This window comes from Methylobacterium sp. J-068 (assembly GCF_022829445.1).
GTDB lineage: Bacteria > Pseudomonadota > Alphaproteobacteria > Rhizobiales > Beijerinckiaceae > Methylobacterium.
Genome location: NZ_JAKSXY010000026.1, coordinates 1 through 14167 on the forward strand (window position 1 = coordinate 1; position 14167 = coordinate 14167).

10 protein-coding genes and 1 tRNA gene are annotated in these 14167 nt (G+C 68.5%); 2 read left to right on the plus strand and 9 right to left on the minus strand.

Translation table 11 applies throughout. The features are described from left to right. Both MKK54_RS01825 and MKK54_RS01830 read right to left on the minus strand, forming a co-directional pair. Positions 1-1406, minus strand: a 1406-nt coding sequence (locus tag MKK54_RS01825; RefSeq protein ID WP_244008798.1) for a glycosyltransferase family 2 protein, incomplete at its 3' end; no start/stop codon positions are given. A 2-nt stretch (positions 1407-1408) separates the two neighbouring features. Continuing rightward, entirely contained in the window at positions 1409-2455 is a 1047-nt protein-coding gene (locus tag MKK54_RS01830; RefSeq protein ID WP_244008799.1) for a hypothetical protein, read from the minus strand. A gap of 314 nt (positions 2456-2769) precedes the next feature. Here MKK54_RS01830 and MKK54_RS01835 point away from each other — a divergent pair. Beyond that, a tRNA-Val gene (locus MKK54_RS01835) sits at positions 2770-2844 on the plus strand. A 285-nt stretch (positions 2845-3129) separates the two neighbouring features. Here the strand turns inward: MKK54_RS01835 and gmd are convergent. Beyond that, complete coding sequence (gmd, locus tag MKK54_RS01840) at positions 3130-4179, minus strand: GDP-mannose 4,6-dehydratase (RefSeq protein WP_244008800.1); 1050 nt, start codon at positions 4177-4179, stop codon at positions 3130-3132. An 89-nt stretch (positions 4180-4268) separates the two neighbouring features. Then, positions 4269-5207, minus strand: a complete 939-nt coding sequence (locus MKK54_RS01845; protein WP_409564112.1) for a GDP-L-fucose synthase family protein — start codon at positions 5205-5207, stop codon at positions 4269-4271. Between the two features lie 699 nt (positions 5208-5906). Between MKK54_RS01845 and MKK54_RS01850 the strand changes: the two genes are divergently transcribed. Beyond that, a complete protein-coding gene (locus MKK54_RS01850; protein ID WP_244008802.1) occupies positions 5907-8132 on the plus strand; it encodes a TonB-dependent receptor family protein in 2226 nt (741 codons plus the stop codon). Positions 8133-8280: 148 nt separating this feature from the next. Here MKK54_RS01850 and MKK54_RS01855 read toward each other — a convergent pair whose 3' ends face one another. The 5 genes from MKK54_RS01855 to hydA form a co-directional block, all read right to left on the minus strand. Then, positions 8281-9171: an ABC transporter permease gene (locus tag MKK54_RS01855; RefSeq protein WP_244008803.1), complete on the minus strand. Its 891-nt coding sequence runs from the start codon at positions 9169-9171 to the stop codon at positions 8281-8283. A 1-nt stretch (position 9172) separates the two neighbouring features. Further along, complete coding sequence (locus MKK54_RS01860) at positions 9173-10129, minus strand: ABC transporter permease (RefSeq protein WP_244008804.1); 957 nt, start codon at positions 10127-10129, stop codon at positions 9173-9175. A gap of 190 nt (positions 10130-10319) precedes the next feature. Continuing rightward, positions 10320-11594 (minus strand): PotD/PotF family extracellular solute-binding protein, encoded by a 1275-nt coding sequence (locus MKK54_RS01865; RefSeq protein WP_244008805.1) that lies wholly within the window; start codon positions 11592-11594, stop codon positions 10320-10322. 28 nt (positions 11595-11622) lie between these two features. Further along, positions 11623-12612, minus strand: coding sequence for an ABC transporter ATP-binding protein (locus MKK54_RS01870; protein ID WP_244008806.1), 990 nt, complete (start codon positions 12610-12612; stop codon positions 11623-11625). Positions 12613-12701: 89 nt separating this feature from the next. After that, the gene (hydA, locus tag MKK54_RS01875; RefSeq protein ID WP_244008807.1) at positions 12702-14123 is read right to left on the minus strand and encodes a dihydropyrimidinase; all 1422 of its coding nucleotides are present in this window, start codon (positions 14121-14123) and stop codon (positions 12702-12704) included. Between the last annotated feature and the right edge of the window lie 44 nt (positions 14124-14167).

Sequence of the window (14167 nt, forward strand, 5' to 3'; positions counted from 1 at the left end):
TCGCGGGTCGGGACGATCACCGAGACCAGCGGCGCCGGTTCCGGCAGTGACCGCACCAGGCGGTTGAAGCCCAGGGGCCCCCGCACGGCGCTGGCCCCCATCGGCGCGGCGATGTCCGCGAGAGCGTTCAGCCGTGCCGCCTCGGCCCTCGCCAGGGCCCGGTCCGAGAAGGTCCCCGAGCCGCTCGCGGCGCGCCAGTGATAGAGGACGCGCGGCACATGGCGGATGCGCGCGGCCTCGAGCCTCGCGGTCACGCGCAGGAGAAGGTCGTGATCCTGGCTCCCCTCGAAGCCGGGGCGCAAGCCGCCGGCCGCGCGCAGGATCTCGGCGCCGATCACCGTGAGGTGATTGATGTAGTTCTGGCCGTAGAGCAGCTCCCGATCGAAATCCGACTTGAAATGCGGCTCGAATCGGCGCCCGCGCCCATCGATCTTATCCTCGTCGCTGTAGATCAGCCCGAGCTCGGGATCGGATCGGATCGCGGCGGCGACGTGATAGAGCGCCGTCTCGGCCAGCACGTCGTCATGGTCCAGGAACGCGATATAGGCGCCGCGGGCCTCGGCCAGCGCGTCGTTGGTGGCACGGGCGATGTGACCGTTCCGCGCCCGTCGCGTCACGCGGATGCGCGGTTCCTCGGCGGCATGGCGGGCGAGGAGCCGGGGGATCGCCGGATCGGTCGAGGCATCGTCGGTGATGCGGAGTTCCCAATGCGGGTAGAGCTGGTTCCGCACGGAGCGGATCGCCGCCTCCAGAACGCGGGGGGCGGGGTCGTGGACCGGCATCACGACGGAGATCAGCGGGGGCGCGTCCCCGGCCGGGCCTCGCCCGCCCCAGGTCGCGATCTCCTCGCGGATGCGCCGGCGATCCGGATCGGTCAGGGTGTCGAACCGGGCGATCCAGGTGCCGTAGCTCGTCTCCGCGCGGCGATCGAGCGCCCGCAGGAGCAGGCCCCGTCCCCGGACCTTCAGGCCGAGGCCGCGCCAGTAGACCGCTCGGGCCGTCATGGCGAAATCCCGGCGCAGGGCCTGCGCCACCAGGCCGAGGCGGCTCCGGCGCCGGATGGCGAAAACCGAGAGGTGGAACGGGGCTTCGCGCCCCAGGGGCGAGAGCCGCAGCGACCGCAGGCCCTCCGGCAGCCGCCCCGTCCAGGCGTAATCGTCGCCGCCGACCGCCTCTTCCGACAGCGTGACCGTGATGCCGGCGCCGTCCGCGCCGCGCGCCAGCGCGCTGAGGACGAGACGCCCGACGCCGCCGCTGCCCGCATCGCGATAGCGGATCGTCACCCAGGCCTCGCCGAGAGCCGCGTCCGCCAGATCCAGGGTCAGGGTCGCCCCATCCTGCGTGAAGGCCCGGTTGCCGGGCCCACCGCGCGGCCGGGGGAGGGTCGCCACCGGCGCTGCCGTCATGCTCAGACGGTCCAGCCCTTGGACACCGCGTCGCGGACCGCATCCGTCATGGCGATGTCGAAGACCAGCATTTCCTGGGCGGCCTTCAGCCCGCGCAGACGGTCCGCGAGCACCAGCGTCTCGGCCGGAATCGGCTCGGGCGTCGGAGGCTGCGCGTCGATTCCGAGCCGGTCGAACAGGGTGGCGGCGAAGGCCTCGAAATAGTCGCGGTGCCCGACGATGCCCACGCGGGCGATGATCTCGATGGCGATGATCGAGTGCCCCGGCATGAGGCGCTCGTCGGGCAGCTTGGTGCTGAACTGCCGCGTCGTGGGGTTGTAGAGCATGCGGTAGGCCGTCTCCGGCAGCATCCGGAAGAAGCGCTTGAGGCTCCTGTTGTCCGACAGATCGTACTCGGTGATCGCCTCCACCGCATCCTTGAGCTGGCCCGCGCGCCAGGCCTGCACGGGATCGGCCGTCACGGAGGCCCGGGCCTTCAGCCAGAGCAGGCGGCTCGCCATCTCCACATAGGGATCGTGGAGCAGTGCCGTCGTGAGGAGGTTGTCGCCGACGAAGTAGCCCTCGTAGCGGGCCAGCGCGATCGTGCCGGAGAGGAACGACGAGGTCAGCCACGGACTCTCGAACAGGACGCGCAGCACCTCGTCCGAGAGGGAGCCGATCCTGAAATAGCTCTGTTGGAACCGGTCGAACACGATGGATTGGAGCGCGCTGTCGCTGTTGATGCTGGCATCCACGAGCAGCACCTTGCCCTGGATCGGGCTGGGGTTCGGCGAGCGCCGGTAGATCAGCACGTTCGTGTCGGCATCGTAGATCTCGACCCGCCGCGCGGCGCTCACCCCCGGAACCTCGTCATCGGTGATCTCGAACACGCATTGCCCGGTGGAGTGCCAGCCCTGCGCCCGGATGACCGGATCGACGAGCCAGGCCTCCATCTCGGCGACCCGGCGTCCCTCGAGGCCCACATAGACCCGGCTGATGGCGGCCGGGTTGTCGGGAATGACCCAGCACCGGATGCGGTAGCCCAGGTCATGATCGACGTAGAAGCGCATTCCTCGTCCGTTGCTCGTTGCACAGCAGACCCGCCCGAGGCGGATCAGGTTCGGGACGACCCATCCCGCAATCGTCCGGCCCCGACCCGGTGACCTGTCGGAGGCGGCGACCCGTCGGGGCCGAGGCGGGCGGACCCACGTCCCCGCGCGCCATCCACCCGATCGATCATCGAACCGACATGCGGGCCTTAGCGCATTTTTCATCGCAGTGCAGCGTCATCCGGACGCCGCGCATCTTCGATGCGCGATGGGCCTTGCGCGCCTCCGGACCCCACGCTATAGCCCCCGTCATCGGCGCCGGACGGCACCGGTGAGGGCGCGTAGCTCAGCGGGAGAGCACTACCTTGACATGGTAGGGGTCACAGGTTCGATCCCTGTCGCGCCCACCATTCCACCTCGATGGAATGGTCGAGAAAAACGGGCTCCCTCGCGGGGGCCCTTTCTCGTTGGAGATCGGCGTGCCGTCACCGTCCGCCATGCGGGCACCGAGCGGAACCGCCCGGCGGAGCAGTCCCCGACGCCCGGCGAACCGGTCCCGACGCGATCGGTCCTCGACCCCTATCGCGGCCCCTCGATCGGGGCCTGTCCGAGCGGCGACGGCCGACGGTCCCGACGCTCACGGAATCCACCGGAGCGCCGCGCAGCCCGGACGATCCGGCGGCTCGAACGGGCCCCTATCGGTTCGACTGCGCTTCCGCCAGATCGGAGCGCACCATCTCCTCGACCAGTTCGAGGAACGTCACGGTGTGCTTCCAGCCGAGCTTCTCGCGGGCCTTGGTCGGGTCGCCCAGGAGTTGCTCCACCTCCGTCGGGCGGAAATGGCGCGGGTCGATCTTGACGAGGATGTTGCCGGTTCTGGCGTCGATCCCCTCCTCGTCAACGCCCGCGCCCCGCCATTCGATCGTCTTGCCGACGACCGCGAAGGAACGCTCCACGAACTCGCGCACCGAGTGCATCTCACCGGTCGCCAGCACGTAATCGTCCGGCTCGTCCTGCTGGACGATGCGCCACATGCCCTCGACGTAGTCGCGGGCATGCCCCCAGTCGCGCAGCGCATCGAGATTGCCCAGGAACAGCGTGGGTTGCTGGCCGACCTCGATCGCCGCCACCGCGCGCGTGATCTTCCGGGTCACGAAGGTCTCGCCACGCCGCGGACTCTCGTGGTTGAAGAGGATGCCGTTCGACGCGTGCATCTTGTAGGCCTCGCGGTAGTTCACCGCGATCCAGTAGGCGTAGAGCTTCGCGACCGCATAGGGACTGCGGGGATAGAACGGCGTGGTCTCCCGCTGCGGGACTTCCTGAACCTTGCCGTAGAGTTCCGACGTCGAGGCCTGATAGAAGCGCGTCTTCTCGCTCAGTCCGAGGATGCGGATCGCCTCCAGAATGCGCAGGGTGCCCACCGCGTCGGAGTTGGCGGTGTATTCGGGCGTCTCGAAGCTGACGGCGACGTGGCTCTGCGCGCCGAGGTTGTAGACCTCGTCCGGAACCGTTTCCTGCATGATCCGGATCAGATTGGTCGCATCGGTCAGCTCACCGTAATGCATGTAGAAGTTCGTCGATTTGATCCGAGGGTCGGTGTAGAGATGATCGACCCGTCCGGTGTTGAACGACGAGGATCGCCGCTTGAGGCCATGGACGACGTAGCCTTTTTCGAGCAACAGGGAGGCGAGATAGCTTCCATCCTGACCCGTCACGCCCGTGATCAGAGCTGTCTTCTGTGTCATTGCTATGCATGGCTCCCTGATGACCCGAAGATCAAGCTCCGGTCCGATCGAGTCTCTTATCTGATCTCAAAACCGTGTTGCATAGACGTTTACGCCTCCGGATGATTTTGACGGAACCACGCGTAAGCTCCGGCGATCCCCGTTCGGAGATCGATCCGGGCCTGCCATCCGAGATCGTGGAGGCGCGTGACGTCGAGAAGCTTTCGCGGCGTGCCGTCCGGCTTCGTGGTGTCGAACGCCAGTTCGCCCTCCCAATCCAGGACTCGGGCGATGGTTTCGGCCAGTTCGCGGATCGTGAGTTCCTGACCGGACCCGACGTTGACCGGTTCGTCGCCCGAATAGTGCTTCATCAGAAACACGCAGGCATCGGCGAGATCGTCGACGTGGAGGAATTCGCGGAACGGCGTCCCGGTGCCCCACAGCGTGATCATGCCGAGACCGGCGCGCTTGGCCTCGTGGACCTTGCGAAGCAGCGCGGGAAGAACGTGGCTGTTCTCGAGGTCGTAATTGTCGGCCGGTCCGTAGAGGTTCGTCGGCATCGCCGAGATGAAATCGGCCCCGTGCTGGCGCCGATAGGCCTGGCACAGCTTCAGCCCCGCGATCTTGGCGATGGCGTACCACTCGTTGGTGGGCTCCAGCGGCCCCGTCAGAAGCGCGCTTTCCTTGATCGGCTGGTCGGCCATCTTCGGGTAGATGCAGGACGAGCCGAGAAACAGCAGCTTCTCGACACCGACCGCATGCGCACTCCGGATCAGGTTCGCCTCGATCATGAGGTTGTCGTACAGGAAGTCGGCCGGATAGGTGTCGTTGGCGCCGATCCCGCCGACCTTGGCGGCGGCGAGGAAGAGGGCCTGTGGGCGTTCCGAGGCCATCCACCGCTCGACCTCGGCCTGCCGGCGCAGGTCGACCTCGTCGCGCCCGATCGTCAGCACCGTGCAGTTCTCGGAGGCCAGCCGCCGAACCAGGGCCGAGCCAACCATGCCGCGATGGCCCGCCACGAGAACGCGCTTCCTGGAGAGGTCGTACATCTTGTTCATGGGACAACCCGATTCCCGAGCCCGGCTTGGGTCGGCGAGACCTGTCTCGCCATGATCCAATTCATTTCGATCCCGCGGCAGTAGCAGAACCGGATCACCGAAATCTGCGCCTCGCAGATCGGGAGGTCGAGGTCCCACGCAATTTTACAGATTTGCGTTGCGAAGTTCATAATGAGGAACCGCGAATGACGCGGTGGCGCTTCACGTCGATGAAGCGGACGTGGAACGGACCGCTTCCGACCCTCGCGGACGGGGCCTTTCGCCGGGGCGTACTGCGAATCTTCCCGCACGCGGCACCGGGCTGCGTGAACGGCGTCCGCGCGACGACCGGCACCTCGACGGTTCGCCCGCGGAATGCGGGCCCGGCCGATGGGACGAACCGAGGCGAAATGGACACACGGGCCGGTTTCGTCCGGATCGGTACGACGTCACGCCGGCTTTTCGCCCGCGACCGACATCCCGATCACCACGACCTTTGGTAGGGTGAAACGGCGGCAGCCGGATGCCTTCCGATCCGCACGACGCTCTCCCCTCGTGGAAACGGCCATGCAGCGCGGCGTCTTCCGCGATCAGATCCGCCAGCGGAGACATCCCGGACAGCCCACCCCACGGCCTGGAACGCGCGTCTTCGTCCGCGCGAGGCTTCTGTGCGCCCTTCCGCTCGGAGCGATCCTCGCTCCGGTCCTCGCCATGGCGGAGGCTCCGACCGAGGGCGTCACCCTGGAGGAACTCTCGGTCGGGCGTTCGGAAGGGGGAATCCCCTTCGGCGTCATGGCGCCGCCGGGTTCGGCGCCCGGCGTGATCGAGCATCCCGTGGGTCAGGTCGTCAGCACGGTGGGGCGGGACGACACCATCGCGAACCGCGCCGCCACCGATATCGGCGCGGTCCTCGTCAACAGCCCCGGCGTCACCGTACGGCCGGGCAGCGGCGGGCGCGACGTGGTGGTCTCGATCCGGGGCAACAACGCGCGCTCCACGGCCGTCCTGCGCAACATGGTGGTGCTGGAGGACGGGTTCGTCCTGACCCAGCCCGACGGCGTCTCGCGCTTCGACCTCGTGGATCCGCGCGCCTATAGCCGCATCGACGTGTTCCGGGGTCCGCAATCGGCCCTGTTCGGCAATTACGCCACCGGCGGCGCGCTCGCCTTCCGCACCCGCACGGGGCGGGAGATCGACGGCTACGAGATCGGCACCGATGCGGGCAGCTTCGGCTACCTCAGCAATTACTTTACCGTGGGCGGGGCCAGCGGCCCCTTCGAGATCAGCCTGTTCGCCAGCAGGGTCCGCTCGGACGGTTTTCAGGAGAACAGTGCCTACGACACCCAGACCGTCAACCTGCTGGCGAGCTATACGCCATCGCCCGACACGCGGCTGACCCTCAAGGTCATCAGCAACGCGCTCCAGGCGAGGGTGCCGGCGCGCGCCTCCCTCGACCAGTATCGGATCAACCCCGACCAGCGGGGCTGCGCCACCGCCGCCACGGCGGCCCCCGGCTGCACCCTGACGAACCTCTTCCGCAACGGCGCCTTCGGAGCCACCGTGCCGGTGACCGCCGCTCAGGCCGCCTTCGGGCGCGACGACCCCCGCACATTCGTGGCGGCGCGCCTGGAGCACGACATCGACGCGCAGACGACCTGGCGCGTGCAGGCCGGCTTCGACGACCGCAACTTCAACCAGCTCTTCTACACCTCGGCGTTTCTGGGGTCCGATCCGTCCTGGAACCTCCTGACCGACGTGACCCGGCGCTTCGACCTGTTCGGCCTGCCGGCGGTCGGATACGCGGTGCTGAACTACGAGACGCTCGACATCCAGGTGACGACGTTCAACCGGGTGCTCGGCGACGGGCCGGCGCTGGGCGCCCTCGTCGGCGACCAGCGGGGACGTCAGACCAATCTCGGCGGCCGCGCGCGCACCGAGGTGGCGCTCTCGGACCAGTGGACAGGCATCCTCGGGCTGGGCGCGACGCAGACGGGCATCACGGGGCGCAATCTCGCCTATGCCTATTCGCAGGCGGGGCGGACGACCAGCGTGGTCGATGCCCGGCGCAGCTTCCAGAACATCGCGCCCGAACTGGCGCTCCTCTACCGGCCGAACCCGGCCTGGGCCCTTCGCGGCCGGGCCGCGACCGGATACGCCACGCCGAGCGGCAGCAATCTCTTCGTCAACACCAATGGGATGCCCGGCAACAACACCGAGCTCCAGGCACAGGAAAATCTCGGTTTCGACCTGGGGGCGGACTGGACGCCCACGGAGACCCTACGCCTCAGCCTCACGGGCTTTCGCGAGTTCTTCCGCAACGAACTCCTGTCGCAATCCCCGGGAGGGGGGCGCCTCAGCTACTTCGTCAACGCACCCGCCTCTGAACATCGCGGCATCGAATTCGGGGGCGCGTGGAGCTTCGCGCCGGGCTGGCGCGGCGTGCTCGCCTACACCTTCGACGATCAGATCTATACCCGCTTCTCCGAACAGCTGAGCGCCGGGGCCGTCACCGCGCGCTTCGACCGGGCGGGCAAGCGCATTCCCGGCGTGCCGGCGCACCAGCTCCTGGCACGGGTCGGCTACGACCAGGCGGGCGGCCCCCTGGATGGCCTGGGCGGCTTCGTCGAGATGGTGGCCCAGGACGGCGTCTTCATCGACAACGGAAACCAGCTTCGGACGCCGGGCTATGCCATCCTCAACGCCAATCTCCACTATGTCACGAACCTGACGGGCGCCGCCGCCAAGCGCCTCAACCTGTACGTCGAGGTCCGAAACCTGCTCGACACCACCACCGTGGCCTCCGCCCAAAACCTCGCCAGTTCCCTCGATGCGGTCACGCGCCAGCCGAACAATGCCGCGGTCCTGTCCGCGACGACGGGCTCCATCCTGCCCGGCGCCCCGCGAACCATCGTGGGGGGATTGAAACTGTCGTTCTGACGGTGCCACGAATTCGGGCGCGGGCCGCGCCGAGCCGCCGCCGAGTTCGGGGCGATGAGCGGCGCTCCGCCCGTGCGGGCGGCGACGTTCGCCCGAGCCCGGCGGTCACGGGCGGGGCGGCATCACGCTCGGGCGAGCCTCGGGATCGTCACCCCGACCGCAACCCGGCCTTCGCCCTGCGCCGCTGGAGATACAGGCTGGTTCCCAGGGCGAGGCCGATCACCGCGAGCGACAGGCCCGTGGTGAGGGTGCCGAGGGCGTAGATTTCCGGCGTCGTCACGGTCGTGGTCAGTCCCTGCAGCTCGAGCGGCAACGTATTGCGGCCGCCGATGGCCTGGCTGGTGCGGGCGAGTTCGTCGAAGGACAGGGTGAAGCCGAACAGGGCGACGCCGACGAGGGAGGGGCCGAGGATCGGCACGACCACGTGCCGCAGGGTCTGCGGGCCGGTGGCGCCGAGGTCGCGGGCGGCCTCCTCGTAGGCCGGATCGAACCGGTTGAAGACCGCGAACATGATCAGCAGCCCGAAGGGCAGGGTCCAGGTCAGGTGCGCGCCCAAGGCCGAGGTGTAGAGGCCCATCAGCGTGCCGTGCTCCTGGAGCCAGCCCCAGCCGCTCCGGGCGGCGGCCCAGTTCACCGCCTCGTCGAGGAGGCGGAATTCCAAACCGATGCCGAGCGAGACCACGATGGAGGGCACGATCAGGCTCGCCACCGCGACCGTGAAGAGCGCGCCCTCGCCGCGGAAGCGCTTGCGGAAGGCGAGGCCGGCGAAGAACGCGATGCCGACGGTGAGCAGCATCACCACGAGACCGAGGCGGAGCGAGCGCCAGAGGGCGCCCCAGATGTCGACGATGCCGAGCCCCGCCCAGAGCTTGCCGAACCAGTGGGTCGAGACCCCGTTCATCGGGAAGGTCAGGCCGCCCTGCGGTCCCTGGAAGCTGAGGACCAGGATAGTCAGCGTCGGCCCGTACAGGAACGCGACGAACAGGGCGAAGAACGCCGCCAGGGCGTAGAAGGCCGGGGAGCGGGGCCCGTCGCCCATCCTAGAGTTCCTTCCGGAGGTCGATGAGCCGGGTCATGGCCACGATCATCAGCATCACGGCGCCCAGCAGCACCACCGCGTTGGCGGCCGCCGCCGGAAGCTGCAGGGCCGACATCTGGACCTGGATGACCTTGCCGACCGAGGCGATCTGCTGGCCGCCCATGACGCCGACGGTCACGAAGTCGCCCATCACCAGGGTCACCACGAAGATCGACCCGATGGCGATGCCGGGCTTGGCCAGGGGCACCACCACGTTCCAGAGCGTCTGCCAGCCGGTGGCCCCGCAATCGTGGGCCGCCTCGATCAGCGACCGGTCGATGCGCGCCATGCTGTTGAAGATCGGCACGATCATGAAGACCGTGTTGAGGTGGACGAAGGCGAGCACCACCGAGAAGTCGGAATAGAGCAGCCCCTCGATCGGCGTCCTGATGATCCCCATCCCCATCAGCGTGTCGTTGACGAGGCCGTTGCGGCCGAGCAGCGGGATCCACGAGATCATCCGGATCACGTTCGAGGTCCAGAACGGGATCGTGCAGAGGAGGAAGAGCGCCATCTGCACGGTGCGCGAGCGGACGTGGAAGGCGACGAAATACGCCACCGTGAAGCCGATCAGCAGGGTGCAGATCCAGGTCAGGACGCAGAATTTCAGGGTCGAGAGGTAGGTGCGCACGGTGGTGCAGACATCGGCCGTATCGAGGCAGCCCTCGAACACGTCGAGGTAGTTCCGCACCGTGAAGGCGGGGATGATCTCGTACTCGTTGTACGCCCAGAAGCTGACGATCACGGTCAGCGCCAGGGGCACCACGAAGAACACCAGGAACACCAGCGCCATCGGCAGGGCCTGGAGATAGGCCAAGGCCCGCCGGCGCCGGGTCTTCGCCGTGAGGCTAGCGGCCGATGCCGGTGCGGCCGGGATGTTCGCGGCGGCGGGCATCGCGGAAAGGGCAGTGTCGGTCATGGCTCACCCCTCATGACACGCGAAACCCTCCCCCCTCTGCGGGGGAGGGTGGCCCGCGCGTGAGCGCGGGTCGGGCCGGGACGAAATCCCGCAAGAGGGGAGCGCGTTGTCCGGAGAAGTCGCCCCCTCTCCCGCCCGCTCCGCGGGCACCCTCTCCCGCAGAGGGGAGAGGGTCGTGCCGCGCCCCCGCTCACGCGGCGATGAACTCGTTCCACTTGCGGACCATGTAGGTGTTCTCGTCCATCACGGCGTTCCAGCAGGCGACGCCGCCCATGCGGGCCTCGAAGGAACCGCCGTCGCGGATGGCGCCGGCCTTCTCCAGCACGCCGCCATCCGGCCCCTTGATGTCCTTCTCGGCGGCCTTGCCCTCCATCCAGTAGGCCCACTCGTAGGGCTCCATATGCGCCTTGGCGGTCTCCGGCACCGCCGAGTAGTAGCCCTGGCGGTTGAGGTAGGCGCCGGCCCAGCCGGACAGGAACCAGTTGATGAAATCGTAGGCGGCGTCGAGCTTCCGGCCCGCCAGGGTCTTGGGCAGGCCGAAGCCCGTGGCCCAGGCGCGGTAGCCCTCCTTGAGCGGCTGGTAGGTGCAGGCGACGCCCTGTGAGCGCACCTTGGTGACGGCGGGCGACCACATCGACTGGATCACGGTCTCGCCGGAGGCCATCAGGTTCACGGATTCGTTGAAGTCCTGCCAGAAGGCCCGGAACTGACCGGCGCGCTTGGCCTCGATCAAGAGCTTGATGGTGCGGTCGATCTCCGCCTTCGTCATGTTGCCCTTGTCGGGATAGGTGTAGTCGCCTGTCGCCTCGATCACCATGGCGGCATCCATGATGCCGATGGACGGAATGTTGAGGATCGAGGCCTTGCCCTTGAACTCGGGGTTCAGGAGTTCCTTCCAGCTCGTGATCGGGCGCTTGATCAGGTCGGGGCGGATGCCCAGCGTGTCGGCGTTGTAGGTGGTGGGGATGAGGGTGATCCACTCGGTGGCCGAGGCCGCGAAGGCCTTGGAGTTCTGGCCCTCGAGGTAGAACACCTTCTTGGGCGCGGTGCCCTGGTCGCCGATCGTCTTGCCCGCGACCTCGCCCTTGGTGAAGACCGGGGTGATGTTGTCGGCCTGCTTGATCCGGCGGGCATCCATGCCCTGGATGTTGCCGGAGGGGATGAGCTTCTTGAGGCTGAAGAACTCGGTGTCGAGGAGGTCGAACGAGTTCGGCTGCGTCACCACCCGCTTCGTCACCTCGTCGGTGACGACGGGGATGTACTCGATGGTGATGCCGAGATCCTCCTTCACCTTGCGGGCGATGTCGCCGGACTGATTCACGGCGGTGCCGAGGTAGCGCAGGGTCACGGGCTCGGCGGCGATCACGTTGGGAAAGCCGGTGATCGGGCCGGCGCCGAGCGCCAGTCCGGTGGCGCCCGCGCCCTGGAGCAGGGTGCGGCGACTCAGCTTGATCGTGGTCGTCATGCGGAATCCTTTGTGGAAACGGATCGGGTCAGGCGCTCAGGCGATGGGCGGCGTCGGCGTCCCAGCCGAGCGGCACGGTCTGGCCGAGGGCGAGGGGATGGCCCGCATAGGCGCGGTCGTCGATCACCGCCGTGAGCGCGGTGGCGGCCTCGCCCAGGCCCTCCGCCTCGAAGCCCACATGCACGCTGGCGCCCTGGTACTCCACGGAGACGACGCGGGCCGGCACCGCCTCCGGGCCGGCCTCGAGGCCGACGCGCATCCGGTCGGCGCGGACCGCGACTTCGGTCGCGTCGGGGAGGCGGATGACGTTGTGGCCGCCGATGAAGCGGGCGACGAAGGCGGTGGCCGGGCGCTCGAACACCGTGCGAGGGTCGGCCGCCTGCTCGATGCGCCCGCCATTCATCACCACCACGAGGTCGGAGAGCGCCATCGCCTCCTCCTGGCTGTGGGTGACGTGGATGAAGGTGAGCCCGAGCTCGGCCTGGAGCCGCTTCAGTTCGGTCCGCATCCGCACCCGCAGGAACGGATCGAGGGCCGAGAGCGGCTCGTCGAGGAGCAGGACCTTGGGTCCGGTGACCAGCGCACGGGCGAGCGCCACGCGCTGCTGCTGGCCACCGGAGAGCTGCGCCGGCAAGCGCTCCGCCAGATGACGCATCTGCACGAGGTCGAGCATGGCCAGCGCCTTGGCGCGGCGCTCGGCCTTGGGCAGGCCCCGCATCTTCAGGCTGAAGGCGACGTTGTCGCGGCAATCGAGGTGGGGAAACAGGGCGTAGCTCTGGAACATCATCGCGGTGCCGCGCTCGGCCGGCGTGGCATCCCCCACGGCGCGCGGACCGATGACCACGTCGCCGGAGGACACGGTCTCGTGCCCGCCGATCATCCGCAGGGTCGTGGTCTTGCCGCAGCCCGAGGGACCGAGCAGGCAGCAATAGGCGCCCGAGCGCACCTTCAGGTCGATGCCGTCCACGGCGGTCGTGTGGCCGTAGCGCTTGGTCAGGCGGATCAGCTCGACGTCCATGATTGTCTCCCCGCCCGGTCCCAGCAAGGGACGGGCCAGCCGACCGGCGGTCCGGCGCCGCGCTTCTCGCCCGATCGCGGCCCGGCGGATCAGACCGCCGGCCCGGGCGTCACCCTTCGGTCGAGGACCCGCCCCCGCCCCGGCGTCCCGACCACCCGCCCGTCCTCGGCCACCACCTCACCCCGCGCGATGGTCATCACCGGCCAGCCCGTCACCGCGAACCCCTCCCAGGGCGTGTAATCCGCGCCGTGGTGCAGGTCGGACTGCCGGATCGTCTCGCGGCGGTTGGGGTCCCAGAGCGTGAGGTCGGCGTCGAACCCGATCCCGATCGAGCCCTTTCGCGGATAGAGCCCGTAGAGCTTGGCGTGGTTGGTGGCGGTCAGGTCCACGAAGCGGTTGAGCGAAATGCGCCCGGTCGAGACGCCCTCGGAGAACAGGACGGCCAGGCGCGTCTCGATGCCCGGGATGCCGTTGGGCACCCAGCGGAACGAGGTCCGACCCTTCGGGTTCAGCTTGCCGGCCGGATCGTCGTAGCGGAACGGGCAATGGTCGGAGGAGACCACGTCGAACAGGCCGGTCTGGATGCCGCGCCAGATCGCGGCCTGGTCGGAAGCCTCGCGCGGAGGCGGCGAGCAGACGTATTTCGCCCCCGCCATCGGGTCGTCGGAGCCGAGGCCCTTCATGTGGTCGGCGGTGAGGGTCAGGTATTGCGGGCAGGTCTCGGCATGGATCTTCAGGCCGCGCTCCCGGGCCCAGGCGATCTGCTCCATCGCCTCCGCCCCGGAGACGTGGACGATGACGATCGGCAGGTCGACGAGTTCGGCGTGGGCGATCGCCCGGTGCGCCGCCTCGCGCTCCACCACCTGCGGACGGGACAGGGCATGGCCGAAGGGACGGGTCTCGCCGGCCTTCTCCAGCCGCTCGGTCATGTACCGGATGGCATCGTAGCCCTCGGCATGGACCATGACGCGCGCGCCTTCCCGCCGCGCGAGGTCGAACACGTCGAGGATCTGGCGGTCGTTCAGGACGAGGTCGTCATAGGTCATGAAGACCTTGAACGAGGTGTAGCCCTCGGCGATCAGGGCTGGCAGTTCCTGGCCGAGCACGGCCGGCGTCGGGTCCGAGACGATGAGGTGGATGGCCACATCGATGTGGCACTGCCCCTCCGCCAGTGCCCGGTAGGCGTGGGTCGCCGCCCGCAGGGAAGCGCCGCGCGGCTGCAGCGCGAAGGGCATTACGCAGGTGTTGCCGCCGGCCGCCGCCGCCCGGGTCGCGGAAGCGAAGTCGTCCGCCATGACGATGCCGGGACCCGAGGCCTGCGCGATGTGGACGTGGCTGTCGATGCCGCCGGGCAGGACGAGAAGGCCGGAGGCGTCGAGGGTGCGGGCCGCGTCCGTGATCCGCTCGGCCAATGCCGCGATGCGTCCGTCGCGGATGCCGAGATCGGCGGGAAACGTGTCGGTGGCGGTGACCACGGTGCCGCCCCGGATCGCGAGGTCGAATTCGGGCATGCCGCTCATTCCTTCAGGCGGGCGATGTTCGCCTCGGGGCCGCC

What these genes read in the sequence shown, in the direction of transcription:
- MKK54_RS01830 (WP_244008799.1), bottom strand. Translation starts at nt 2,455, where the DNA reads ATGCGCTTCTACGTCGATCATGACCTGGGCTACCGCATCCGGTGCTGG.
- gmd (WP_244008800.1), bottom strand. Translation starts at nt 4,179, where the DNA reads ATGACACAGAAGACAGCTCTGATCACGGGCGTGACGGGTCAGGATGGA.
- MKK54_RS01845 (WP_409564112.1), bottom strand. Translation starts at nt 5,207, where the DNA reads ATGTACGACCTCTCCAGGAAGCGCGTTCTCGTGGCGGGCCATCGCGGC.
- MKK54_RS01850 (WP_244008802.1), top strand. Translation starts at nt 5,907, where the DNA reads ATGGCGGAGGCTCCGACCGAGGGCGTCACCCTGGAGGAACTCTCGGTC.
- MKK54_RS01855 (WP_244008803.1), bottom strand. Translation starts at nt 9,171, where the DNA reads ATGGGCGACGGGCCCCGCTCCCCGGCCTTCTACGCCCTGGCGGCGTTC.
- MKK54_RS01860 (WP_244008804.1), bottom strand. Translation starts at nt 10,129, where the DNA reads ATGACCGACACTGCCCTTTCCGCGATGCCCGCCGCCGCGAACATCCCG.
- MKK54_RS01865 (WP_244008805.1), bottom strand. Translation starts at nt 11,594, where the DNA reads ATGACGACCACGATCAAGCTGAGTCGCCGCACCCTGCTCCAGGGCGCG.
- MKK54_RS01870 (WP_244008806.1), bottom strand. Translation starts at nt 12,612, where the DNA reads ATGGACGTCGAGCTGATCCGCCTGACCAAGCGCTACGGCCACACGACC.
- hydA (WP_244008807.1), bottom strand. Translation starts at nt 14,123, where the DNA reads ATGCCCGAATTCGACCTCGCGATCCGGGGCGGCACCGTGGTCACCGCC.